Genomic DNA, 22,382 nt, shown 5'->3' on the forward strand with positions numbered 1-22,382 from the left:
CCTTTCTTTTATCTGTATCTTTGCTTTTCGAGCCCTACCGTTGTTTGAGCCGAGTGCCCCGAACAAAGAACCGTCTCGTTTGGCAGGGAAAAAATTTTGTTGATGATACTGTTTTGTAAATCTATCAGATTCCCGCCCGGATATTGATAGTTCCCAATGCTTCCCTTGAAAATCGTGTCTCCCACAAATGCAACGTGATCATTGGAGGAGTAGTAGGTGACGGAATCCGTCGTGTGTCCCGGCGTATAGATTACGTGCAGGAAAAAAGACGGGTTTGCTTCCAGCGTGATATTGTCCCCATCATCTATAAATGTTGCATCTCGTATCGTAATCGGAGGTCCGCAGAGAGCCGACAGATTTTTTCTGGCATCCAGCAGATAATCGTTCGCTGTTCGATAGGCGAGTACGGGAAGATTTAATACACGGCGGAGTTCGTTTACCGCTCCGGTATGATCAAAATGCCCATGTGTAAGCAGTATTTTTTCGATTTCCCAGCCGTTTTCGTTGATAAGCTCAAGCAGTCCTGCAGCTTGTGCGCCGGGATCAATTAAAAAGCCATGCTGTGTTTTATCGTCAATGTAAAAGAAGCAATTTTCTTCAAAATATCCTTTTACCGGAACCTCTATAATCATAGCTCAACCAATCCTGCAGCCATCCGGACCGCAGGTCATTCCTTGTTCCATGCCAGCCTCCGTCTCCTGCTCCAATGCTTTTTGAAGCGTGGCCTTCATGCCCTCTACACTCTGTGCGCCGGAAATTCCATACTTTCCTACTACAAAAAACGGAACCGCGTGGATGCCATTTTGGAAAGCCTCATTCTCGTCTAAAATCACTTCATCCCGGTACTTGTCTGAATCCAGGACTTCTCTGACCTCTGCTGCGTCCAGTCCGCACGCTTCACCGATACTCTGGAGAAGCGCTTTGTCCGCAAGTTCTTTGTTGTCGGTAAAATATGCTTTGAACAGTGCAGAGATAATACGCTCTGTCAGTGCCGGATTTCCTTTGCTCTGGGCCAGTTTCGTCAGGCGATGTGCATCCATTGTATTTGTAAAAAGCGTAGAGGCGTACTGGAAATCAAGTCCCTCAGCAATTCCCATCTGAGAGATGTTTTCAATTTGCCTTCCAGCAGCCTCAAACGAGATTCCGTATTTATCAGCAAAACGTGTCTGCGTGTCGCTGACTGCGTGTTCCCCTGCGGAAGGGTCTAACTGGAAGGCTTTCATTTCAAGCTGCACATTTTTCATTTCAGGGATAGATTCGATCGCTTTCCTTAGACGCGCCTCACCGATATAGCAGTAGGGACAAGCGTAGTCTGACCAATACGTAATTTTCATCGATGCAAACTCCTTTCAAATAATCGAACGTGTTATATTTGCTTCTGCTTGCAATTGTACTGAACATGTTCTATTATGTCAATAGTCAAAATGAACTTGTTCTAAAAGGAGAATGACATGGCAAAAAAATGTGGGCGGCCTGCGAAAAGCGCAGATCAAGCAGACAGCAAACAAAAAATCATAGATACAACCATAGACCTGATCCGAAAAAATGGAGCGGATGATATCACCGTGAGAAATGTGTGTGCGACGGCAGATCTTTCCATCGGAACTTTTTACCATTATTTCAGAGACAAAGATGACCTGCTGATGTACTTTGTCCGTGAGACCTCCTTTGAAAGCTGTTCTCTGAAAACACCCCTCAATAGGATCGGTGACCGCATTTCAGAACTGTATATGCTCCTTATAAACCGATATATGGAATTCGGCCTTGACTTTATGAAGTGTTTTTATACTGCCGGAAATCGTTCGCTTTCAGCGTATATGTCGGAAGTTGAAGGACAATTTGAGCCGGATACCGTGATGGCCCGCAGCGAACGGGAAATAACGGCGGCGCAGGCTCAGGGAATTATCAAAAAAAGTGCAAATATCCATGAAATATGTATGGACATCTGCACAATCGTTAAAGGCTGTATTTTGGAATGGTGCCTGATGGAAGGAAATATGAATATAAATAGTGCTCTGCAACGGATTATAAATCTGTATATCCAGAGTTACCTGAATTAGAGATTTTAGGAAACGTGGTAGTCAATTGCGCTCCCTGCCGATCTGAGCATCTTCAGTCCGCCAAAGGAAGTGCTGTACCGCATGATCCTTCCACAGCACCCGCAAATCACCCTGCCTACAAATGACCACCTCCCTCCGGACATGAAAAGAGAGCCGCTGTTACACGACTCTCGGATATTTATAGTGCTTGTATTTACTTATCTGCCAGCGGCAATTTCCTCTTTGTAAATTTTATGCGCATATATCAATGTTGCAATCGTAATTATTATTCCAACCACAAGTGTAGCCATCACTGCAGCAAATGAGCTTCTCATAATAATAGCCGCTACTATTGTAAACACTCCTTCAAACATCAATGTTACGGCTCCAAAGAAATTCGTTTTTCTCCACGTGTTGTCATTATACATACTCCAGCTCACTCTCACTCCAACCGTACCATTAATGCGTGTTTTTGACATGAAATTGCCTAGTATAAGAAATCCCAAGCCCATTAAAATGCATGCCACTCTTCCAATATCAACATATTGCTTTTCAGCACCTGACACAGCCTCAGTATATGAACCATATAAAATAAAGCCCTGCATCACTGTAAACATTACAGACATACACAAACCAACAATACTAAGCACTTTTGCGTTTGATTTTGCACCAGCAATTTCTTTTTCATCCTGGGACTTGTCAGCTTTATTCTCATAATATCTCGTAAACAAGGTCCAGAATAATGACATTGTCAGAATAATGACCGGGAATAACAAGTTCTCATACTTCGATCCCCAGCGATCTATATTTCCTGCCATGTCATAATGCATCGGAACATTATCCGGCATAAACTGTAAAACGATTGCCGTACCAGCTAAAGAAACAAAAGAAATAATCCACATGATTTTTTTCATCACTTGCCACCTCCGAATTGTCCTATCCACAGGATCAACTCATCAAAAACGGATGTATTGATCTCGTAGTAGATAAAGTTCTTCTGCTTATATTCCATGATCAGGTCAGCACCTTTAAGCAGTTTCAGATGATAAGACAATGCCGCTGGCGTTATTCCAAGCTGTTCTGCGATTTCTCCGGCATTCATCCGACCATTTTTCAGCATTACGAGTATGTCTCTGCGTTGCTTGTCAGCTAACACTTTGAAAATATTAGTATCGCTCATAACTCACGCTCACTCAAAATCTATTTCAAAATATTTTTAAATTCCATGGTCAGTATAAATCCGAAACCATATTTCTGTCAACAATTATTTCAAAATATTTTTAAAAAGAATAGAGCCATATTTGCTATGACTCTCTTCCAAACTTTTCAATTCCTCAATTATTCTTCCCAGAACAACTCATCTAATGTTGTGTCCAAAGCTTTACATATCGCGATGCACAAATTTATTGTTGGTTCTCTTAAATACTTTCTTCAGTTCATCAATATTAATCTCGCATACAATCGCATCATTGGGTTCTGTTAGTGCCTTGTAAAGAGCTCTTGCAGGTGTGCTTCCGGGAAAAAGTGCGGCTGAGAACAGGACGTTGCTGTCAATAAATACCTTCATCCTCAATCCAAACGTTACATCATACGCTACGCATTCATCCCTCAGCGACTTTACCCATTCATAATGACACGGGCGGGCACCTCCGTAGTTTTCTCCGTCACAAAGAACCTGTTCGATCTGACACGCAGGGAGATATTTTCTAATGCTCACCGGACCGATATAGGGAGCACACATGATCCCTTTGTGCTTAAACGGCAGCTCCAGCAGGATCGGGATCCGTTCATCAGCTCTCTTCTGATTCTCACAGGTAACATTAAACATTACGTTTTCCCAGCCATCACCCCAGTTCCACGGAAGATGGTCTGCCACGCGTTCCGGCCGTTTTGTCAGCAGAAAGAACTTCACATCAGATCTTTGACGAATAATCTGCCAGGCTTCATCGCGCCAGGGATCTGCTTCTTCCAGAAAGAAATCTGAAGTCATACAAACCCGGATCATTTCTCCACTTTTCACCTTAAATGTTCCGTCACGGTATTTGGAAAGCGGATATTTAAACCCTGTTTTTGTCCTGTATATTTCAGATCCGTCCTTATCTCTCAGAGAATCCAGATAATACATGTAGCAGTTCTGGCAGCCCTCACTGCACTTTCTGCAGCCATGCCACGGGTTCCATATATCGTGCAATGGAGGTCACCTCACTTTCTCAAAACTATTTATTGAACGAGCATGTTCTGATAAACTGCCGTATATCCGCTCCACCTTCCAGATATCGAAGCAATATTTCCGCACATGCACGACTGTCGCTGTCTGCCTTATGGTGATCAAGACAGATACCATAATAGTCGCATAAGACATTCAGCTTATGACTCATACCCGGCAAAATCCGTCTGCCCATTTGTACTGTGCAAATATATCGGGCATATGGTTTCCACTTTATATCGTAATCGCACAGGCATTTTTTAAGCACATTCATATCAAATACAGCGTTATGTGCCACCAAAAGTCCGCACGACATCAATGGCTCTATTTTTGTCCAGAGCTCAGGAAAAGTCGGTGCATTCCTCACCGTCTCACTACCGATTCCTGTAAGCTGTGTATTGAATTGATCAAAGTAAGTTTCCGGATTAACCAGAGAATAAAACTCATCTGTGATCACCCCATCCTCTATCATGGTAATACCGATCGCGCTTATCCGATTGCACATACGGTTCGGCGTTTCAACATCAAAAACGGTAAATCCAGCCATATCCAAATCTCCTACTTTTTCAGTTCTTCACTCAGCGAATGCGGCACTCCGCGTGGACCGCGATTTCCCTGTCATTTATTACTCTACATATTTTCCATTTCTAACAGCATCAGCAAAGGCTAAGAAACTTTCTGATTTCATGATAGCAAGACCTTGTCTTTCATCACCAAGTACCACAAGCTGATCTCCGGGTGAAATCTCAAATATCCTTCTTGCCTTGGCAGGGATTACAATCTGACCTTTAGCACCTACAGTTACCATTCCGAAAAGATGTTTCCCTTTTGGCGGAAGTGCCATACCCATGCTGTCCTCCGATTCATAATTAGCAAGATCATCAAGCGACACTTCAAATATTTCCGCAAGAATTTTACACTTATCTAAGTCAGGAACAGTTTCTCCGGTTTCCCACTTTGCTACAGATTGGCGAGAAACACCGATTTTCTCAGCAATATCTTCCTGTGTCATTTTTTTAATTTTTCTAAGAGTTACCAGATTGTCATGAAACATCGTTTTTTCTCTCTTTCTTTATTCCGAGTACCGCCCATCTGAAGAAAGGAATCCTTGATATCACGGCATTCAAAGCATATGCTGCTACAAATCCGGCAATCAGGCTGATGGTATAAACCATTGTTGCCGGAAGATTCCCGGGTTTCCCCAGAAGCAAAGCAACTGTTGATATCCCAAGATAATGGAATACATATAGCCCGAAATTATTTTTGCTCATCCATGCCGTAAAAGCATTTTGCTTATCAGCATACTTTGATGCACCGCTAAGAATCGCCATGCTCATAAGCCATCCAAATCCTGTAAATAGCACTGATTTGTTAATAGGAGCATCCGCATAGTTTTTACCAAAGTACACGGCACAAAATGAAATTCCCACACCTGCGGCAAGTACAAACAGCAATACAAAATACTTCTTCAGCGTCTCGATTACTTCATCATGTGAGAACACAAAATATCCAAGCATATATGCAACACCGTAATATCCGAACCTATATACCACAACAACCGGAGTATTAAAAATCTGCGCCGCTCCCCATATTACTACAGTCATCAAAAGTATTGCTATGATGTTAGCCTTTCCTCCCAGTTCCCACAGTCTATCCTTCTCGATTTTTCTAACGAGCAAAAGCACCATCGAGAACAGCCATAACAGCTGTATGTACCAAAGAACTCCGGTTCCGCTTAACGTCATGATAAAATACTTGATTACACCAGGTACTTCCTGCATAGAATCGAAAGCGTCGCTAATTGACATACTGACATATCCCTGGATGAACTGAAATACAAATAATCCTATAGTAGAAGGAATCAACAGTTTTCTTGTCCTGCTTTTTGCAAATTCCTTTGCGGTATGATTATCCAAATAATATCTGGAGCATATTCCTGATATAAGGAACAGCAGAAGCATAAACCACGGATAAACTGCATACAGGAAAATGTCATAATATTGCACATCAAGAGCAGTAATCTTTCCTAAGCCACCAAGAATATCTTCGCCATTATACATGTAAAGCACATGATAAATGACAACCAGAACTACGGTTACCCATCTGATATTGTCTAAGTAGTATCTTCTCATAAATGCCTCACTTTTGCAATTATTTTTAACATTATCGTAATTGTAAGGCAAAGAAATGTCCACCAACCAAACCGAACATTTACATAGGTGAAATGTTAAATTTGGTTGCGAATCTAAAACTCCTTCAACACAAAACTCACTTTAAACCCCTCTCAGAGAAAAAGCAAAAAATAAGACCCAGAAGATTTAACTCTTCTGAGCCTTATGCTCTGATTTTATAAACAGGATTCAATTATTATGGATCATGATGCTTTAATTTCCGGCCTCTGCGCGGATCGCTGCAGCAGTCCCGGAGGATTCCATCTCCTCCGCAAATTTACGTGCACTTCTGCCTTTTCCTGTATAGTACAGATTAACTGTGATAGCCATGATCAGTCCCCTTCCTCATCTGTTCTCCGTATTCCGATCCTCTCAAGCAGTTCTCGGTTGCGCTCCAGCATGTTCCAGATACCGTCCTCCGAGAGTACACCTCTCTTCAGCTTGTCCGGGAACTGCCCCGCTTCATCCGCCGCGAAGTCCGCTTTCCACTGCGGGCTCGTATAATAAGCTTCCAGCTTCTGTATCTCCGCCTGGAATGCTTCATATTCCTCGATCTTCTTTTCCAGGGCATCCATCTTCTGAATGGCATTATCCAAGATGTTTTCCATCCGGTAGACGTGCTGAGGCACGTTTTCGCCGACAAGGCGGTTCCGAAAGTGGCTCTTTTTCGCGTGATAACGGTTTACAATCTCATAATCCGGTATCCAGATCTGTGCCTCTTCGATCTGATCAAACACGAGCTGCAGAGCATCCTCCTCTGAAAGTCCTTCTTTTACCTGCTTCTTGTAGGCCTGAAACATCCACTCCGCAATTTTTTCTCTCTGCTTCTGCTTAAGCTGGCCGAAACTCTTATTCATTTGAAGCAGACGTCCGTCCACCATCTTATGCTTACTCATAACGCCATAATCTCCAGCGGCTTACCACTTCCCGGTACAAATCATCGGCCCAGAAGTCATAGAGATTCCTGTATCCCGCGACTCTTGCCTTAGCCTGCATTTCAAGCCGATACGGGACCACGCCGTCCATTGGTTTTACTACTCCGTAAAAACCCGAAAGTATTCGCAGATGCTCCTGTACATAATCAAACTGACCGTCCTCAAAGACGGCCGGAGCCATGTAGGTATACTGGATTCCATCATAGGCGATCAAGGCCGGCGTCAGGTTTCTGTGCAGATCTATATCGACCCGCATCTGTTTTGCTGGGGAGATAATTATCCTCATGCCAGTTCTTCTAGCATCTGTGCCGGGTTATCTGCCGCCTTTACTTTGTCGAAGGCCTTCATGACAATACCGTTCTCATCAATCAGATTTCAACATTATAACACTTCGATTAAAATGATTCCACTCTGTCACTCAACACAAAAACACCCCGCCGGAGCGGAGTGTCTGTCGCCTGATTTATGTTCAGTTATACCTCTATCTCGGTACCGTCCCGAAAGATGAAAATCATCTCCTTCCGGCGGCCTACTGTGACGAAATCCACCATGCGGTTTTTAAACTCCGTCTTGCTGATCGTGATTGGTTCAAATATTTTCGTCAGTTTCATAATGCTCTCCTTCAAATAGCTTATAAACAACCTGTACCGTCGATATTACAGGCAACGGGCGTATTGTATTCATCATTGAGGATCCCGCCCTTTTCCTTAATGATATTCAGATTTTTCTCTAAATCATTGAGGGTAATTGCACTTCCTTTTAAGTCATAATATTTCCCATTTATTTCAAGAAACAGCGTTGGGAAGGATGTGACTCCTATTTTTCTTGCCTCATAAAAGTCCGGATGGTACTTGCCCTCTTTAGAAATACGGATGAACTCCTCTGCGATCTTGTCTGCAGGAAGATCATAGGATTTGGCGATTGATTTGATCGTCTCCACATCAGAAAGTGATTTGCCATCCAAATAGAATGCTTCATGCATCTTTGACGCAAGATTAACATGTTCTCCTTTAGGTAAGAAGCTCCTGAGAACTCCAAATCCTATTGCAGCATCATTCGAGTCAGGAACCATACTTCCCGTCTCTAACAGGTTCAGATATGGCTTGCCGAATTCCACTCCAAACATATCCGCAATTCTTTTATTCGTATCACTCATATACGGAAATGCCGAAAGCGGATGACCATCCATAAATAATCCACCTGATAACGCCGTTACTTCCAATTCCGGATGTGCTTCAATAAACGGTTTAAGAATTGTTTCAAACCCATAGCACCATCCACAATAGCTGTCAAAAATATAATACACCTTCATCTAAATACCGCCTTTCTGATTTTTATCCTGGTCACAGGCTTCTCATGCTGTCTCTTCGCATCCGAAGCCGTTCCTCGCCCTGTTCATTTAATCCCTGTTTTAGCATCTCCAGTATCTTCTCTTTGTCCTCCGGAAGATGTCCAAATACCGGCATCATGTTGGAGACATTCGTTGCATCCAGCAGCGTGTGAATATCAAGCGTCTTCACAAAGGTATACAGTTCCTGTATCTTTTCTGTTTCTGTGGCTTCTACAAACTCACCCCTTCTTACTTCCTCCATAAGCGGTGTGTCAGGGAAGATGGAGAGTCCGGAAGCCAGCACCCTGACGGGCGACAGATGATTCAACACTTCTGCCGTTTTAATGGCATGCCCCATACCATAATCATGGCCTCCCAGCCCGTATAAGAAGATGACGGAATAATGCATTCCCGCCTCATCCATCTTGGAGAGCTGCTCCACGATATCACTGGCATGATAGCCCTTGTTCATCTTATCGAGAACAGCATCATCACCCGACTCGATCCCGAATACGATCATGTCGTATCCCATCTCTTTCAACGACTTCAGCTCACCTACAGACTTGTTCCTTACACTATCCACCCGGCCATATCCGCCGACGGAAACACCCCAGGGCAGGTATTCTTTTATCAGGTCCATGATTCTTTTAAGTCTGTCGTAGCTCAGCAGGAACGGGTCCGCTCCCTGCAGAAAAATCCGCTTTACCTTCCATCCGGAATCCCGGATCTCCTGAAGATCCTCCCGTATCTCACTCTCCGGAGATACGGAAAAAGGTGCTTCCTTGTAAAAGGTGCAAAAGCGGCACTTATTATGCGAACAACCCGACGTTACTTGTAAAAAACAGGAACCAGCCTCATAAGGCGGTCTGACGATTCCACATGAAAAATGCATACAAATTCCTCCTCGTTTCTATATATCCTTATGTCTCGCTTTGTCGATATGTAATGGTTTAAATTAAACGGGATCTTCATCCCGTCTAATCTATGCACAACTTAAATTTCGTGACCGAAGTAGTCTGCCAGCGCAGCGAGGGTCTCTTCATTCCGTCTGTAATATGTCCACTTTCCGTGCCTTTCGGAAAGAAGCAAGCCTGCTTTTTGCAGCATATCCAGATAATGAGATACGGTTGACTGTGATATCCCGGCTTTGTCGCGGATGCTTCCAACACACACACCGCCTTTCAGATCCACCACATCATCAAAATGTCCTCCCTGCGGCGGAAAGTTTTTCTCCGGTTCCTTCAACCACTCAATAATACTTAGCCGTGTTTCATTTGATAGTGCTTTAAAAATTTCAATCTTATCCATACGTTTATTATATCTAGCTTTCGCGATATGTCAATACTTGTAAGCAAAAAAACGGCTGATAGAGAAATATATCCTTTATACAGCTATTTTATATTTCTCTTTCAAATTATTCAACATACTGTACTTGATCATTCCCTCCAACTGCATTCTCCCGACTACTATCCCCGGAGCAATTCCCTGAGCTTTTGCAAATACCTTTTTCCATTTTGCTTATCCTTTCTTTTGTTTTTCATGTCTGATCAACAAATCCGACTTTATACAATCCAATGTTCTGCATTCTCTGCTCCGGCAAACCTTTCAAATGCATCTTCTGCATCACAGAGCAGTGTGTCGAGATCAATGTTGTTTTCAAAACAGTAAATTACAACAAGAATGTCCGTTGCAGAGTCAGTGACCATCGCCCTCGTAGAATCAGACATGGAGGACCCGAAGATTCCTTCATCATCCGCCAGCACAAGCATGTTCTCCATATCCAGAAAATCCTTGCCGATCCCTGTATAACCTTCGCCATGTTCCGCTTTGCGCAGCTTGATCGCACCATGAATCTGGCCGAGATCATATGACCCGACAGACAGGCCGCTTTTCACAGAAATCAGATTATTCACATCGACGACAGAATTGATGTGGTACAGTTCATCCCCACGGCGAACTCTGCGAATCAAAGCTTCAGATGAAACTCTATAGCGGCCCGGGTTTCTGCCAAAAGCCTTATAAGCCGAACGGCTGCCCTTTATGCCCGGAATCTCGCTCCACTCTTTTCCTTCCACGCAACTTCTCACCTTCGGCAGGACTTCCGCATTCATATAATCCCAGAAACGATCATCCGGCGCTTTCACATTTGCATGGAATCGTAAGATCCCAAGTCTGATCTCCGGATAGACGCTGAACAATTCCTTATCGATAGTCACATCATAATATTTCATACTGTCACTTCCGAAATTGAAATTATTTTAAAGTTTCGCACCTGTGTTCGCAGTTTACCCTGTATTGCCCTGCTTGTCAATATGAGAAGGCCTTTCGGCCTGTTTCAGGTCAAGCCGGAACTTAAACAGGCTTTCAATCAGCTTTGTTCTGATGTAGTCCTCCATATCAGAGTTATAATAGTCGTTCATCTTAGAGAAGTAGCGGATATATCCGGCATAGCGGTCAAGGACAGCCTGTATCGCTATTGGGTCGCCCTCTATGGCATCTGATAGAGCTTTCCTTGTATTGCTGAAGAATACACTTGGATCATCCGGCACCGCGAGTTTATCAACGAACAGACGATCTTTGCCACAATGTCAAGTGATGAATTCAATAAAAGTCAAAATCAAAGAGCAACATAACGTAATTCTATATTTTCTATCTTTCCTTACGCGATGATTGACTTGAGTTTCCGTAAACTGCAATAAAGAATAGATATGAAAGTTGTGTATATTCAACACAACAGATTTAGAGTTTCGTGAATAAGGCAGCGAAAACTCAAGAAGATTGACGCTTGACAGTTTCCTGAAAGTTCGCTACAATAACAAACGCAAAATTTAGTGGACTTTTCCGGATTCGATCATCTTTTTGCCACACAACTGTCTTGTGATAGTTGTGTGGTTTTTTTGTTGCCTGTATCTCGGAAGTATTAGCAGAATGGAGGACTATATCTTTATGGAAAAAAATTTTTTGTCTCTTATCAAGACGCGCCGTAGTGTACGGGCTTATAAATCGGAACCCGTCCCTTCCAAGGCTTTGGACGCTGTACTGGAAGCAGGGACTTACGCTCCTACCGGCGGAGGACATCAATCTCCAACCATCATTGCAATTACAGACCCCAAATATAGGCGGGAGATTGCAAAACTAAACGCAGAAGTGATGGGGAGCAACACAGACCCTTATTATGGCGCACCTGTCGTGATACTGGTTTTGGCAGATGGCTCCGCAAGCACCTTTGTTGAGGACGGAAGCTGCGTCCTTGAAAATATGATGCTCGCTGCCCATGCCCTTGGCCTGGGAACCGTATGGGTACATCGGGAACGTGAGATTTTTGACAGTGAAAGCGGCAAGGCTCTTCTGCGGGAGTGGAAGCTACCGGAAACCTTGCGTGGCGTCGGGGCGATTGCATTGGGTTATCCGGCCCAGGAAGCCGGTCAGCACGCAGCACGCAAACAAAACTATATTGTTCGGATTTAATGTTCCGCTGTCTGGCGCAATTTTTTTGCACCGGACAATTTGTGGAGAGGAGGGAAAGTATGCAGACCAATAATAAAATGGCGGTTGCTCCTGTTGGAAGGCTCATTTGGCAAATGTCGATACCGCCGCTAATCTCCATGTTCCTGCAATATTCCTATAATCTGATAGACAGTGCGTTTATAGCGCGGTTGAGTGAGAATGCACTAACGGCTGTTTCTCTGTCATTCCCGATTACAACACTGATGAATGCGGCGTCTATCTGGATCGGTGTCGGCGTGAATGTACTGATTGCAGGGTATCTTGGGGAGAAAAAGCAGGATGAGGCAAATACCACCGTCACACATGGATTGTTACTGGCCTTTGGAATTGGTGCTTTGCTCAATCTTCTGTCATTACTGATTATGAAACCCTACTTTGGGGCATTCACCAATAACGAAAAAATTTATCAGTTGAGTCTTGACTATATGAGCGTATGTTCGTTCATGCAAATTCCAAACATGGTGCATATCGCAATCCAGAAAATGATACAGGCTACTGGGAACATGGTTGCGCCTATGTGGTTCCAGATTGCAGGAGTGGTCGTTAATTTTGTATTTGACCCACTCCTAATTTTTGGTATTGGTGTTTTTCCAGCTATGGGAATCCGTGGCGCTGCGGTGGCTACTGTTGCGGGCTATTTGTTATCCATGATTTTGGCATTTGCCTTGCTGCTGGGCAAAAAGCAGAAAGTGCAGATAAAGATCAAAGGATTTCATTTGCAAAAGTGGCTGATTGGCCGTATTTTCACCCTTGGACTGCCGTCTTTTATTATGAATGCCCTTAGTTCTTTTATGGTGACTTTTGTAAACTTTTTTCTGGTCGCCTATTCCGATACGGCAATCGCTTTCTTCGGTGCGTATTTTAAGGTGCAGCAGTTGATTGTCATGACGGTCAACGGGCTGATCCAGGGCTGTCTTCCTATTATGCGGTTTAACTACGGTGCGGGAAACAGAGATAGGCTGCACTCTGCTTTCCGCTACGGAACCGCTTTGGTCTCCGGTATGATGATACTGGGAACATTGACCGTCATTCTCTTTCCGGCGCAGCTTTTGGGATTATTTACGGCGTCGGAAGCCATGCGCTCCTTTGGAATATCCGCTATGCGGATAATGGCGGCAAGCTATCTGTTTTGCGGCCTTTCCACCATGATTTCCACCTATTTTCAGGCCACAGAAAAAGTAGGCTTCAGCATGACAATCCAATTATGCAGGCAGATGCTTTTCCTTGTTCCCGCCTTATGGTGTCTGGACAGATTGTTCCATCTGAACGGGATCTGGCTTGCATTTCCGGTTGCTGAAACCGCCACTTTTCTCGTTGCGCTTGTGATGATGGCATGGCATCGCCGCAAAATATATCATAAGGTATTCCAAGGAGGAAAATGATGAATGACACTTTCATGAAAGAAAAACCGGTATTACCGCTGATTTTATCCATGACCCTGCCTATGGTTTTATCCATGCTGGTTAATTCTCTATACAACATTATCGACAGCTTTTTCGTCGCACAGATTAGCGAGGAAGCTATGACGGCGTTATCACTGGTTTACCCGGTTCAAAATTTTATCAATGCTGTTGGAATTGGATATGGCGTTGGAATCAACGCCGTAATCGCCTTTTATTTGGGTGCTGGGGATCATGAAAAAGCGGATCAGGCCGCCACGCAGGGACTTGTGCTTGCCGTGATTCATGGCGTTGTTATGACAGTCTGCTGTATTACGATCATGCCGGTTTTCCTGCGGATGTTCACTTCATCTGAAGCGGTCATTGAACTTGGCGTCCGCTATTCTGTCGTTGCGTTCGCCTTTACACTCATTGTTACCGTCAGCATGGTGTTTGAGAAATTGTTCCAGGCAGTAGGAAACATGAAAACGACCATGATAAGCCTGATGTGCGGTTGCATCACAAACATTGTCTTAGATCCCGTTCTGATTTTTGGCTATGGCCTATTCCCGGAAATGGGAATCGAAGGCGCTGCACTGGCAACCGGCATCGGGCAGACTCTGACACTTGCGATTTACCTTGTAGTCTATCTTGTGCGGCCAATTCGCGTGCATATTCGCAGGCAGTACATTCTGCCCAGCAAAAAGATGGTAATAAAGCTATACTCCATCGGCATTCCCGCAACCCTGAATCTTGCGCTTCCGTCTCTTTTGATTTCGGCGCTCAATGCGATTTTGGCGGCATATTCCGAAGTGTATATTCTGGTTTTAGGAATCTATTACAAATTGCAGACCTTTATCTATCTGCCAGCGAATGGCATTGTGCAGGGGATGCGCCCCCTGATTGGCTATAACTACGGCGCGGGGGAGCACAAACGGGTCAGCCAGATTTATCAGATCGTTTTGTGCATGAGTGGCATCATTATGGTGTTTGGGACAGTAATATGTCTGCTGATCCCCGGACAGTTGATGGGGCTGTTTACCCACACAAAAGCGACGATTCAGGCCGGGGAAACCGCCTTACGCATCATCGGGGCCGGGTTTATCGTCTCTGCGGTTTCTGTTACATCTTCCGGCGCATTGGAGGGACTTGGGAAAGGAACTCCCTCCTTACTGATTTCCCTTTGCCGGTATGTAGTGGTCATCATCCCGGCTGCGTTTTTACTCAGCAGGTTTTTCGGAGCGGTTGGCGTCTGGAATGCGTTTTGGATCACGGAAGCGATTACTGCGATCATTTCCCTTGTCATTTACCGCAAGGCAATCACAGGCCCGTGACGGCGGCCCGAAAGCCATGTACAACGTCCTTACTCCACCGCGACGGATAAATTCCTGCTTCAAAGTATCAGGAGCTGCTGATGTTCTGAAACAAACCGATGAGTTCCTGCTGTTACGCCGTCGGCAATGCGCTTTCGCAGATCCGAACGCGCGGTCGGGGAGGCGATGCCGCCGAAAAGATCGCGCTGTTTCCACCTCCCTCAATTCGCCGTTTGACACCATGATGGCTTAGAGACATTTTTACTATTCATTCTTTAGTTCATTTTGAATATCCGTCATCACATCGGCAAGGGTAATCTTTCTCATTTCATCTTCCATGCACCGCTGGACTCTTTTCAATTTTGAATCCATCGCCTTATGAATATTTCTGCCTATCGGACATTCCGGATTAGGATTCTCATGAAAGTGGAACAGTTCGTCATCTTTTACGCTGTCTACAGCCTTGTAAACATCATAGAAGGTGATCTGATCAGGAGTTTTTGTTAAAGATATCCCGCTTTTGCCCTGACTGATGCTTATAAGTCCCCCTTCTTTGAGGTTTCCCATGACGTTTCTGACGATGACGGGATTTACACCTATGCTGCTCGCCAGAATATTGCTGGTCACTTTTTCATCTTCGCCCAGATAATCTATAACCGCAAGAAGATGGACTCCTATTGTGAACTTACTTGAGATTTGCATAGCATCGCCTCCATCTTGTAATATATGAAATTACAGGAGAAAAGTCAATGCAGGTAACAAGAATCGTTATTCACTTACAACGCTGATTCTTTCTTTTATGTGCTTGCCGGATTCGATCTCATCGACCATGGCAACCGCATAATCGGCATAGGAGATCACGCTTTCTCCCTTGCTGTTGAGAACCAGTTCCTCGCCGCCCAGAATGTACTTTCCGGTTCTTTCGCCATCAGCCTGAAAATCTCCGGCAGGGCTGACATAAGTCCAATTCACATCGTCAAACTTACGAAGCTCCTCAAGTGCTTTTCCATGACCATTTACAACGGGCATAGCTGCTTCTGGGAATGGTGTCACATCAACAACTGTCTTGGTATGCTCAGGATTAACATAAAGGCTTCCTGCTCCACCTACGACCAGCAGGCGTGCATCGCTGCCGGAGAGCACTTTAGCCATATGAACGGTAGCCTCCGGGATGAGGTGAATGGCGTCGGGCGTCCAGTTGCCAAAAGCATCCACAACAACTTCAAACCCTTTTAGATCTTCGCTGGTAAGATCAAAGAGATCCTTTGTAATGGTCTTGGGCGCAACAGTCTTATTTTCTCCCCTTACGATAGCTGTAACATCCATACCACGACGTACAGCTTCTTCGACAACCAGCTTACCGGCTTTTCCGTTTGCTGCTACAACCGCAATCTTCATAATAGAATCCTCCTTAAATTTGATTCGTTCTAACATGTAATATCTGTAATTACATGTTTATCATAGCAGCGCCGGTCCAACCTGTCAATACATATGTTACATGTTTTTGCAGATTATTTACGCCGAATAAGAGAATCCGATTAATAGAGGGAGGACGGTACAGCATAATGTCTGTACCGTCCTCTGTTTGTATACTCCAGCGGTTATAGCATTTCCACAGCCACAACCCCCGATAATAGCAAAGTCACAGTCTCGCCTGACAAGAATTCATCAAAATAGCCTTCCCACAGCCACGCCAGACCAACTTTCACATTTTTTCTAAAAGAAAACGCGGCACCCGCCTCACCTCTCAGAAAGACGGATGCCGCAGAAATGGCTTAAACACAGGCTTTTCCAGCCCTCTTTCAATTTGTTCTTGTTAGCAGAACCACGGTCTTAACATGCAACGAGACAGTAGAAAAAATAATCATACTGGTTCATGCTGTCTGGGAATTGGTCAAGGTAGGGACATGCTGTTCGGGAATTTGTCAGAAATATGATGCTCCATTACCTTCAATGATATCAGCGACATTGCAAAACACATTGAACTGGAATTTGACTTTCCTATTTTCTTAAAATCTCATGTGGAGCTTCTATTTCATTTGCCAAGGTATGCTCTGTTAATTCTGACATCAATTTCAATTTTTTATTAATCAATGGTCGCATACAATTAGGAACATGTTCCTGATGCGCTCTGTGGATCGCTACACATTCCTTACAGTTTCCGTGATAACGACAGGCTTTCAGGCAAGGACAGTGATCTTTGTCTTTATACTCCTTACGAAATTCCGCTGCAAATTCTTCTTGCAGTCTCAGTCCCTCGACACGGTTTCCCTTATGAAATTCTACCATTGCATCCAGTTCTTTCTGGTTCCCTTCAATCTTCATGTTATTATAGCGCCTCCATTTCAACTATTCCTCATTTTCTGATAAATCCCGATTTTGCGTCATCCCGACAAACGGGAATTTGTTTGTACAATGTTCAAGATATAACTGTTATTATGCCTTGATTAGAGTACAAACTCATATAAGAGGAACTTCCTCGGTACTCCAATATCAACATATGTGATTTCAACCTTATCCACATACTTAAATCCAAACGACATATACATTTTCTGTGGAATATCATTTCCCTCTATGCAATCAAGACGAATTGATTTAAGGTTTCTTTCCCTTGCTGTGTCAATTGCGTGTTGAACTAACTGCTTCGAGTATCCATGACCTCCATATTCCGGAAGGACACGCAAGGCATGAAGAACTACTGTCTCGTTATCATTTGCATCAATAAGCCATTTAACTGCGTGATACGCCTCATCACGATCATGATTCATAATATACGCTGCAACAATTCGACCATCTTCAATACCGATAAACTGATTTCTCTCTTTGATTGCATCTTTGATCATTTCATCTGGAGGGAAACCACCTTTATCTCCCTCCGGCAGAAAATCTTTTCCGCTCAAAACTTTACACATACCGTCATAAAACTGTCGCAATTCTATAAAATTTTTCTCTTCTGCATATCTGATAATCATAGAAATCTATCCCTCCAACTTCTGATTTATATCTTGGTATACGTATCTTGTCTTCTTCCAAGTGGCTTTGAAATCAGTAGCAATTATATCCATTTCTCATCAACACCATTTCGTTACTTAGTATATCATGTTTGGAATTCGTGAAAAACAGAAAAGCCGTCCCGATAATCCGAGACGGCAAAATACTGACAATATTAAATTGTGATGTCTTCATGTGCACCGCTTATCACCGTGATGGTAAGCTTATCGGGAAAGATCTTGATCTCCTTGATAAAGTTTCGAACCAGTTTTTCATCATAAGCGAGCACCTTATCCTTGGACTTCTCGATGGATTCGCGGAGAGCCTTGATGCGTTCCTTATCCCGCTCTTCCACTGCCTGCCCAGCTTCAATCTCTGTCTTTCTACTTCTTAACTGCTGTACTCTTTCAGCAAGTCCTGTGATGTCCCGATGTGCTTTCACTCCGGCGGAGAATATCCTTCTGCAGGTCAGCGATCTCTTGGTTGATATCCTCTAATTCAGTAGCCGGATTTTCTCCGAGCAGATTCATCACTTCATTGCTGATAGCCTCGTACTTCAAAGAGGATTAACACGATGGGAGGCGGTGCAGATGATGATTCTGCATCGCCTTTTTTCTATTCCTGGTCAAATAGCCTTTCCACAGTCACAACCTCCGAAAATAGCAAAGCTACAGTCTCGCCAGTTAAAAATTCATCCAAATAGCCTTCCCACAGTCACGCCAGACCAACTTTCACATTTTTTCTAAAAGAAAATGCGGCACCCGCCTCTCTTCTCAGAAAGACGGATGCCGCAGAAATGGCTTAAACACGGGCTTTTTCTGCCCTCTGTCAATTTGTTCTTGTTAGCAGAGCCACGGTCTCAACATGCCCCGAGACAGTGAGGAACATAATCACGTAGGTTCTTGCTGTCTGGGAATTGGTCAAGGTAGGAACATGCTATTCGGAAATTGGTCGAAAATATGATGTTGCTCCATTACCTTAAATTATATCAGCATCATTGCAAAACACATTGAACTGGAAGTTAGCGATTTCTTTTTCCGGTATTCTCTGTCCCACGGATTTCCTCATGATAGAAATAATCTACGATCACCGGATGCCCCTGCAGGACTCTGCCATAAGGCATTTCATTATCCACAAAGGCACAATCATACTTCTTAGCCATTTCCTCAGCTTTTACTTCAAGTGCTTCAAAGTAGCTGCGGTTATGCTTGTTATAGATCTCGTCGTAAAGTGGTACCAGATCAGGATACTTTCCGGCGATATAATCCATAATTGTCTTTTTGAAACCGCCTCGAAGATTGAGATTTTCGAGCCAGAACAGATCGCACTGATCCTTTACCCGATCAAAGATTGCTTCAAAATCCGTGATACCGGGGAATACCGGGGATACGAAACAGACTGTACGGATACCTGCTTCATATACCTGCTTCATAGCAGAGATACGGCGCTCAATGCTCGAAGCAGAGTCCATATCATTCTTGAAATTTTCATCCAGTGTGTTGATCGACCATGAAACGGTTACACGTCCAAGCTTCTTCAGCAGATCAATATCCCGTACCACAAGATCCGACTTTGTGCAGATCAGAATATCTGCGTCACTGCCGATCAGCTGCTCCAGAAGTTTTCTGGTATTCCCGAATTGCTCCTCCTGTGGATTGTAGCCATCTGTCACAGAACCGATGACCACCCGCTGTCCGGCATATTTCTTCGGATTTTTAATTTCCGGCCAATGCTTCACATCAAGGAAAGTGCCCCATTCCTCCTTGTGCCCGGTAAAGCGCTTCATAAAAGAAGCATAGCAATACTTGCAGGCATGTGTACAGCCCACATAGGGATTGACCGAGTAACCACCTACCGGCAGACTAGACTTGGTCATGATGTTCTTTGTTTCCACCTCACGAATGAGGATTCCATTTATTACTTCTTCCATGATTTCTGTACCTCTAACACTTTATTAAATTCTTCCGGCATTTCCTGAATCATATTTTCATCCCCTATGATAAGGACAAGGTCTTCCTTCATAAACACCGGAATGCCGAGCCTATGTGCCTGGTCCGCCAGAGACCATGCCCATTCCGGCTCCGTATGAATCTTCCCGCTCTGAGCTCCGGTCATGGTGCCCACAACGATCCAATTGATTCCGGAAAGGTCAACTGTGCCGAGATCATCGAATAACGGCTCAAAGGTAACATGGTAATGTTTTGCTCTGACATTTTTCCGAAGGGCGTCGATACGCCACAGTTCTGCTTTCCTCGTCACCGTAACGCCAAACCATGCGTTTTCCAGATCGGTATCAAAATCCAGCAAATCCGGTCGCTTGGTAAGGAACAGGAACTGATGCTGTGGATTTTCACGGATCTTTGCAAATACCTCGTCTCTCCATTCCGGCTTCCATCCGGAGAGATCGCTCATCCCAGTAAGAAGAAAATTCTGCGGACGTTTCTTTTCCATCATCTTGAGCTTACCCGGAAAAAATTCAGGGTCAGCGAAGTCATCAATCATATGCCAGCGTTTCACGTTGTTGCGGGCATAACAATATGTACACCCCACTGTGCAGCCAATGACGATATTCATGTTCTGAATCTGATCTTTGATACAAATACTCATGACTTCTGCCACTCCTCAAGATTCTTTCTGATGCGGTCGAGGTATTCCTCAAACTGGGTAATTTCTTCCTCAGAAAAACCTTTGTAGTAAATACTGCCCATCTCATCAGATACAGAATCGTACTCGCCCTTTAAGGCATGTGCTTTCTCAGTCAGAAACAGGAGTGTTTTTCTTTTGTCCGTTTCAGACTGAACACGGCTTATCAGCCCTTGATTTTCCATTCTTTCCAGCATCGTAGTAAGAGATGTTATCGCTAATCCGCATTTAGTCGAGAGTGACCTGATTGAGATACCATCCTCCTGCCACAGCACATAAAGAATACGTCCCTGGGCTCCATTAAATTCATCAATATTCTTTTCACTAAGGATCTTCTCGAAAATCCGGTCTCCAAGCTGTTTTATTTTGGTGACAAGAAATCCTCCATTCATTTCCATACAAAAGCTCCTATATAGTAGTTTATTAAAAATATACTATATAGGAGCTTTATTGCCAAGAGTTTATATGTCTTAATAGGTAAATTCCGATTTGGCGACTTCCCGGTAAACTGGAATTTGCATATAGCTTCCCGTTTACAGCTTATACTGCATAAAGTTATCATTATGCACAAAGCCATATGCGGTATACAACTTCACACCCATTTCAGAAGCTGTAATCTGAACTGTGCCGCAGCCATATGATTTTGCCTCATTTACAACTCTATCAAGGAGTTCTTTCGCAATACCCCGCCGTCTGTATGCCGGATTCGTAAACATACTTGACAATAACCCTATTCTGCCAGAAGGACATCCAAAATACGGAGGCTTTTCCACAAACGACATACCGCTGGTTCCAATGATTGTATCTCCATCAAATGCTAACCATGAGACAAAAGTTCCGTCTGCCATATGTCTGCTGTAATAATCCATCAGAGCCGGCGCCAAATCGATATCCTCTTTAGCCCCTTCTTCTCTCAACTGCTCTATCCGCATTCGAATATATACTTCCAGATCAGAGGTAGTTAGCTTTTTATAAACGATTCCCATTTGTACCCCCCCCCCCAAAAAAAAATCCCGATTTATATCTTGGGATACGTATCTTGTCTTCTTACAAGCAGCTTTGAAATTAGTAGCAATTATATTCATTTCTCGTTAGCACAATTTCGTTACTTAGTATATCATGTTTGGAATTCGTGAAAAACAGAAAAGCCGTCCCGATAGTCCGAGACGGCAAAATACTGTCAATATTAAATTGTGATGTTTTCATGTGCACCGCCTATCACCGTGATGGTAGGCTTATCGGGAAAGATCTTGATCCCCTTGATAAAGTTTCGGACCAGCAGCTCATCATAAGCGAGCACCTTATCCTTTGACTTCTCGATGGATTCACGGAGGTTATTGATTCGTTCTTTATTCCGTTTCTCTGCTGTCCGCCCAGCTTCGATCTCTGTCTTTCTGCTTCATAGCTCATGCACCCTTTCAGCAAGCTCTGTGACATCCCAATGAGCTTTCACTCCGACAAGAATATCCTTCTGCAGGTCAGCGATCTCTTGGTTGATATCCTCTAATTCAGTAGCCGGATTTTCTCCGAGCATATTCATCACTTCGTTACTGATAGCCTCGTACTTCAAAGAGGATTAACACGATGGGAGGCGGTGCAGATGATGATTCTGCATCGCCTTTTTTCTATTCCTGGTCAAATAGCCTTTCCACAGTCACAACCTCCGAAAATAGCAAAGCTACAGTCTCGCCAGTTAAAAATTCATCCAAATAGCCTTCCCACAGTCACGCCAGACCAACTTTCACATTTTTTCTAAAAATCGCCGCCACCCGTGAAACGGGTGGTTCGGTCCGGGCTATAAGCCCGTGTTGCTAGGCCAGCGTCTCAAGGCGCTGGCTTTCACTTTATGGCTACGGGAAGTTTCTTTG

Annotated in this window: 29 protein-coding genes and 3 pseudogenes; 4 read left to right on the top strand and 28 right to left on the bottom strand. The window is 43.9% G+C overall.

Translation table 11 applies throughout. From position 1 onward, the window contains the following. Nucleotides 1-8: 8 nt before the first annotated feature. Nucleotides 9-632: an MBL fold metallo-hydrolase gene (locus ACTQ3A_RS07375; RefSeq protein WP_441495021.1), complete on the bottom strand. Its 624-nt coding sequence runs from the start codon at nt 630-632 to the stop codon at nt 9-11. 3 nt (nt 633-635) lie between these two features. Next, complete coding sequence (locus tag ACTQ3A_RS07380) at nt 636-1,334, bottom strand: DsbA family oxidoreductase (protein WP_441495020.1); 699 nt, start codon at nt 1,332-1,334, stop codon at nt 636-638. A 117-nt stretch (nt 1,335-1,451) separates the two neighbouring features. Between ACTQ3A_RS07380 and ACTQ3A_RS07385 the strand changes: the two genes are divergently transcribed. After that, nucleotides 1,452-2,060, top strand: a complete 609-nt coding sequence (locus ACTQ3A_RS07385) for a TetR/AcrR family transcriptional regulator (RefSeq protein ID WP_441495019.1) — start codon at nt 1,452-1,454, stop codon at nt 2,058-2,060. A 197-nt stretch (nt 2,061-2,257) separates the two neighbouring features. Here the strand turns inward: ACTQ3A_RS07385 and ACTQ3A_RS07390 are convergent, their stop codons facing one another. From ACTQ3A_RS07390 to ACTQ3A_RS07465, 16 genes and pseudogenes are all read right to left on the bottom strand, one after another. Then, complete coding sequence (locus tag ACTQ3A_RS07390) at nt 2,258-2,953, bottom strand: DUF1648 domain-containing protein (RefSeq protein ID WP_441495018.1); 696 nt, start codon at nt 2,951-2,953, stop codon at nt 2,258-2,260. Further along, nucleotides 2,953-3,219 (bottom strand): autorepressor SdpR family transcription factor, encoded by a 267-nt coding sequence (locus ACTQ3A_RS07395; RefSeq protein ID WP_441101005.1) that lies wholly within the window; start codon nt 3,217-3,219, stop codon nt 2,953-2,955. The genes ACTQ3A_RS07390 and ACTQ3A_RS07395 overlap by 1 nt, the downstream gene beginning before the upstream one ends. Before the next feature lie 158 nt (nt 3,220-3,377). Further along, nucleotides 3,378-3,452: pseudogene (locus ACTQ3A_RS07400) on the bottom strand (helix-turn-helix transcriptional regulator); the annotation flags it as partial. Continuing rightward, a complete protein-coding gene (locus ACTQ3A_RS07405) occupies nt 3,421-4,230 on the bottom strand; it encodes a DUF5131 family protein (RefSeq protein ID WP_441495017.1) in 810 nt (269 codons plus the stop codon). The gene ACTQ3A_RS07405 and the pseudogene ACTQ3A_RS07400, both read right to left, overlap by 32 nt. Nucleotides 4,231-4,255: 25 nt before the next feature. Then, nucleotides 4,256-4,792, bottom strand: a complete 537-nt coding sequence (locus ACTQ3A_RS07410) for a 3'-5' exonuclease (protein ID WP_441495016.1) — start codon at nt 4,790-4,792, stop codon at nt 4,256-4,258. Nucleotides 4,793-4,870: 78 nt separating this feature from the next. After that, nucleotides 4,871-5,299, bottom strand: a complete 429-nt coding sequence (locus ACTQ3A_RS07415; RefSeq protein WP_441495015.1) for a helix-turn-helix domain-containing protein — start codon at nt 5,297-5,299, stop codon at nt 4,871-4,873. After that, on the bottom strand, nt 5,289-6,377 hold the full coding sequence (locus tag ACTQ3A_RS07420; protein ID WP_441495014.1) for an acyltransferase family protein: 1,089 nt from the start codon (nt 6,375-6,377) through the stop codon (nt 5,289-5,291). Before ACTQ3A_RS07420 ends, ACTQ3A_RS07415 begins: the two co-directional genes overlap by 11 nt. 371 nt (nt 6,378-6,748) lie before the next feature. Beyond that, nucleotides 6,749-7,312, bottom strand: coding sequence for a DUF4298 domain-containing protein (locus ACTQ3A_RS07425; protein WP_441101003.1), 564 nt, complete (start codon nt 7,310-7,312; stop codon nt 6,749-6,751). A 7-nt stretch (nt 7,313-7,319) separates the two neighbouring features. Continuing rightward, nucleotides 7,320-7,637: pseudogene (locus tag ACTQ3A_RS07430) on the bottom strand (YaaA family protein); the annotation flags it as partial. Then, nucleotides 7,634-7,723 (bottom strand): annotated as a pseudogene (locus tag ACTQ3A_RS07435) (peroxiredoxin); the annotation flags it as partial. The pseudogenes ACTQ3A_RS07430 and ACTQ3A_RS07435, both read right to left, overlap by 4 nt. 101 nt (nt 7,724-7,824) lie before the next feature. Next, nucleotides 7,825-7,962 (bottom strand): hypothetical protein, encoded by a 138-nt coding sequence (locus tag ACTQ3A_RS07440; RefSeq protein WP_441101002.1) that lies wholly within the window; start codon nt 7,960-7,962, stop codon nt 7,825-7,827. A gap of 20 nt (nt 7,963-7,982) precedes the next feature. Then, nucleotides 7,983-8,663 (bottom strand): DsbA family protein, encoded by a 681-nt coding sequence (locus ACTQ3A_RS07445; RefSeq protein ID WP_441495013.1) that lies wholly within the window; start codon nt 8,661-8,663, stop codon nt 7,983-7,985. A gap of 31 nt (nt 8,664-8,694) precedes the next feature. Further along, the gene (locus ACTQ3A_RS07450) at nt 8,695-9,573 is read right to left on the bottom strand and encodes a radical SAM protein (RefSeq protein ID WP_441495012.1); all 879 of its coding nucleotides are present in this window, start codon (nt 9,571-9,573) and stop codon (nt 8,695-8,697) included. A gap of 101 nt (nt 9,574-9,674) precedes the next feature. Beyond that, nucleotides 9,675-9,989, bottom strand: a complete 315-nt coding sequence (locus tag ACTQ3A_RS07455) for an ArsR/SmtB family transcription factor (protein ID WP_044919614.1) — start codon at nt 9,987-9,989, stop codon at nt 9,675-9,677. 254 nt (nt 9,990-10,243) lie between these two features. Further along, nucleotides 10,244-10,912, bottom strand: a complete 669-nt coding sequence (locus ACTQ3A_RS07460) for a B3/B4 domain-containing protein (RefSeq protein ID WP_441495011.1) — start codon at nt 10,910-10,912, stop codon at nt 10,244-10,246. 54 nt (nt 10,913-10,966) lie between these two features. Further along, nucleotides 10,967-11,230, bottom strand: a complete 264-nt coding sequence (locus ACTQ3A_RS07465) for a helix-turn-helix domain-containing protein (RefSeq protein ID WP_441495010.1) — start codon at nt 11,228-11,230, stop codon at nt 10,967-10,969. Between the two features lie 379 nt (nt 11,231-11,609). Between ACTQ3A_RS07465 and ACTQ3A_RS07470 the strand changes: the two genes are divergently transcribed. From ACTQ3A_RS07470 to ACTQ3A_RS07480, 3 genes are read left to right on the top strand one after another with little or no spacing between them, the layout of a single operon-like run. Beyond that, nucleotides 11,610-12,149, top strand: a complete 540-nt coding sequence (locus ACTQ3A_RS07470; RefSeq protein WP_441495009.1) for a nitroreductase — start codon at nt 11,610-11,612, stop codon at nt 12,147-12,149. A gap of 59 nt (nt 12,150-12,208) precedes the next feature. Continuing rightward, nucleotides 12,209-13,570, top strand: coding sequence for an MATE family efflux transporter (locus ACTQ3A_RS07475; protein ID WP_441495008.1), 1,362 nt, complete (start codon nt 12,209-12,211; stop codon nt 13,568-13,570). Further along, nucleotides 13,570-14,901 carry an MATE family efflux transporter gene (locus tag ACTQ3A_RS07480; RefSeq protein ID WP_441476247.1) on the top strand — a complete coding sequence of 444 codons (1,332 nt, stop codon included), beginning with the start codon at nt 13,570-13,572 and terminating at the stop codon, nt 14,899-14,901. Before ACTQ3A_RS07475 ends, ACTQ3A_RS07480 begins: the two co-directional genes overlap by 1 nt. A 243-nt stretch (nt 14,902-15,144) precedes the next feature. Here ACTQ3A_RS07480 and ACTQ3A_RS07485 read toward each other — a convergent pair whose 3' ends face one another. From ACTQ3A_RS07485 to ACTQ3A_RS07530, 10 genes are all read right to left on the bottom strand, one after another. Next, a complete protein-coding gene (locus tag ACTQ3A_RS07485; protein WP_441495007.1) occupies nt 15,145-15,582 on the bottom strand; it encodes an Rrf2 family transcriptional regulator in 438 nt (145 codons plus the stop codon). A 66-nt stretch (nt 15,583-15,648) separates the two neighbouring features. Further along, nucleotides 15,649-16,278 (bottom strand): NAD(P)-dependent oxidoreductase, encoded by a 630-nt coding sequence (locus ACTQ3A_RS07490; protein WP_441495006.1) that lies wholly within the window; start codon nt 16,276-16,278, stop codon nt 15,649-15,651. Between the two features lie 603 nt (nt 16,279-16,881). After that, on the bottom strand, nt 16,882-17,205 hold the full coding sequence (locus ACTQ3A_RS07495; RefSeq protein WP_004613237.1) for a hypothetical protein: 324 nt from the start codon (nt 17,203-17,205) through the stop codon (nt 16,882-16,884). A 122-nt stretch (nt 17,206-17,327) separates the two neighbouring features. Beyond that, complete coding sequence (locus ACTQ3A_RS07500; protein ID WP_090162423.1) at nt 17,328-17,852, bottom strand: GNAT family N-acetyltransferase; 525 nt, start codon at nt 17,850-17,852, stop codon at nt 17,328-17,330. A gap of 194 nt (nt 17,853-18,046) precedes the next feature. Next, a complete protein-coding gene (locus ACTQ3A_RS07505; RefSeq protein ID WP_441495005.1) occupies nt 18,047-18,313 on the bottom strand; it encodes a hypothetical protein in 267 nt (88 codons plus the stop codon). Nucleotides 18,314-18,892: 579 nt separating this feature from the next. Beyond that, nucleotides 18,893-19,801: a radical SAM mobile pair protein B gene (locus ACTQ3A_RS07510; RefSeq protein WP_441495004.1), complete on the bottom strand. Its 909-nt coding sequence runs from the start codon at nt 19,799-19,801 to the stop codon at nt 18,893-18,895. Beyond that, a complete protein-coding gene (locus ACTQ3A_RS07515; RefSeq protein ID WP_441495003.1) occupies nt 19,789-20,478 on the bottom strand; it encodes a radical SAM mobile pair protein A in 690 nt (229 codons plus the stop codon). Before ACTQ3A_RS07515 ends, ACTQ3A_RS07510 begins: the two co-directional genes overlap by 13 nt. Then, complete coding sequence (locus ACTQ3A_RS07520; RefSeq protein WP_441495002.1) at nt 20,475-20,912, bottom strand: radical SAM mobile pair system MarR family transcriptional regulator; 438 nt, start codon at nt 20,910-20,912, stop codon at nt 20,475-20,477. The genes ACTQ3A_RS07515 and ACTQ3A_RS07520 overlap by 4 nt, the downstream gene beginning before the upstream one ends. A 135-nt stretch (nt 20,913-21,047) precedes the next feature. Beyond that, the gene (locus tag ACTQ3A_RS07525) at nt 21,048-21,500 is read right to left on the bottom strand and encodes a GNAT family N-acetyltransferase (RefSeq protein WP_441495001.1); all 453 of its coding nucleotides are present in this window, start codon (nt 21,498-21,500) and stop codon (nt 21,048-21,050) included. Nucleotides 21,501-21,913: 413 nt separating this feature from the next. Next, the gene (locus tag ACTQ3A_RS07530; protein WP_441495280.1) at nt 21,914-22,084 is read right to left on the bottom strand and encodes a hypothetical protein; all 171 of its coding nucleotides are present in this window, start codon (nt 22,082-22,084) and stop codon (nt 21,914-21,916) included. Between the last annotated feature and the right edge of the window lie 298 nt (nt 22,085-22,382).

Origin of the sequence: Bilifractor sp. LCP21S3_F8 (genome assembly GCF_052117805.1) — a bacterium.
GTDB lineage: Bacteria > Bacillota > Clostridia > Lachnospirales > Lachnospiraceae > Bilifractor.

Excerpts from the sequence above, each read along its gene's own strand:
- ACTQ3A_RS07410 (WP_441495016.1), bottom strand. The coding sequence starts at position 4,792 with ATGGCTGGATTTACCGTTTTTGATGTTGAAACGCCGAACCGTATGTGC.
- ACTQ3A_RS07380 (WP_441495020.1), bottom strand. The coding sequence starts at position 1,334 with ATGAAAATTACGTATTGGTCAGACTACGCTTGTCCCTACTGCTATATC.
- ACTQ3A_RS07490 (WP_441495006.1), bottom strand. The coding sequence starts at position 16,278 with ATGAAGATTGCGGTTGTAGCAGCAAACGGAAAAGCCGGTAAGCTGGTT.
- ACTQ3A_RS07395 (WP_441101005.1), bottom strand. The coding sequence starts at position 3,219 with ATGAGCGATACTAATATTTTCAAAGTGTTAGCTGACAAGCAACGCAGA.
- ACTQ3A_RS07475 (WP_441495008.1), top strand. The coding sequence starts at position 12,209 with ATGCAGACCAATAATAAAATGGCGGTTGCTCCTGTTGGAAGGCTCATT.
- ACTQ3A_RS07470 (WP_441495009.1), top strand. The coding sequence starts at position 11,610 with ATGGAGGACTATATCTTTATGGAAAAAAATTTTTTGTCTCTTATCAAG.
- ACTQ3A_RS07420 (WP_441495014.1), bottom strand. The coding sequence starts at position 6,377 with ATGAGAAGATACTACTTAGACAATATCAGATGGGTAACCGTAGTTCTG.
- ACTQ3A_RS07495 (WP_004613237.1), bottom strand. The coding sequence starts at position 17,205 with ATGAAGATTGAAGGGAACCAGAAAGAACTGGATGCAATGGTAGAATTT.
- ACTQ3A_RS07525 (WP_441495001.1), bottom strand. The coding sequence starts at position 21,500 with ATGGGAATCGTTTATAAAAAGCTAACTACCTCTGATCTGGAAGTATAT.
- ACTQ3A_RS07390 (WP_441495018.1), bottom strand. The coding sequence starts at position 2,953 with ATGAAAAAAATCATGTGGATTATTTCTTTTGTTTCTTTAGCTGGTACG.
- ACTQ3A_RS07480 (WP_441476247.1), top strand. The coding sequence starts at position 13,570 with ATGAATGACACTTTCATGAAAGAAAAACCGGTATTACCGCTGATTTTA.
- ACTQ3A_RS07415 (WP_441495015.1), bottom strand. The coding sequence starts at position 5,299 with ATGTTTCATGACAATCTGGTAACTCTTAGAAAAATTAAAAAAATGACA.
- ACTQ3A_RS07485 (WP_441495007.1), bottom strand. The coding sequence starts at position 15,582 with ATGCAAATCTCAAGTAAGTTCACAATAGGAGTCCATCTTCTTGCGGTT.
- ACTQ3A_RS07515 (WP_441495003.1), bottom strand. The coding sequence starts at position 20,478 with ATGAGTATTTGTATCAAAGATCAGATTCAGAACATGAATATCGTCATT.
- ACTQ3A_RS07425 (WP_441101003.1), bottom strand. The coding sequence starts at position 7,312 with ATGAGTAAGCATAAGATGGTGGACGGACGTCTGCTTCAAATGAATAAG.
- ACTQ3A_RS07375 (WP_441495021.1), bottom strand. The coding sequence starts at position 632 with ATGATTATAGAGGTTCCGGTAAAAGGATATTTTGAAGAAAATTGCTTC.
- ACTQ3A_RS07500 (WP_090162423.1), bottom strand. The coding sequence starts at position 17,852 with ATGATTATCAGATATGCAGAAGAGAAAAATTTTATAGAATTGCGACAG.
- ACTQ3A_RS07455 (WP_044919614.1), bottom strand. The coding sequence starts at position 9,989 with ATGGATAAGATTGAAATTTTTAAAGCACTATCAAATGAAACACGGCTA.
- ACTQ3A_RS07440 (WP_441101002.1), bottom strand. The coding sequence starts at position 7,962 with ATGAAACTGACGAAAATATTTGAACCAATCACGATCAGCAAGACGGAG.
- ACTQ3A_RS07385 (WP_441495019.1), top strand. The coding sequence starts at position 1,452 with ATGGCAAAAAAATGTGGGCGGCCTGCGAAAAGCGCAGATCAAGCAGAC.
- ACTQ3A_RS07510 (WP_441495004.1), bottom strand. The coding sequence starts at position 19,801 with ATGGAAGAAGTAATAAATGGAATCCTCATTCGTGAGGTGGAAACAAAG.
- ACTQ3A_RS07460 (WP_441495011.1), bottom strand. The coding sequence starts at position 10,912 with ATGAAATATTATGATGTGACTATCGATAAGGAATTGTTCAGCGTCTAT.
- ACTQ3A_RS07520 (WP_441495002.1), bottom strand. The coding sequence starts at position 20,912 with ATGGAAATGAATGGAGGATTTCTTGTCACCAAAATAAAACAGCTTGGA.
- ACTQ3A_RS07445 (WP_441495013.1), bottom strand. The coding sequence starts at position 8,663 with ATGAAGGTGTATTATATTTTTGACAGCTATTGTGGATGGTGCTATGGG.
- ACTQ3A_RS07450 (WP_441495012.1), bottom strand. The coding sequence starts at position 9,573 with ATGCATTTTTCATGTGGAATCGTCAGACCGCCTTATGAGGCTGGTTCC.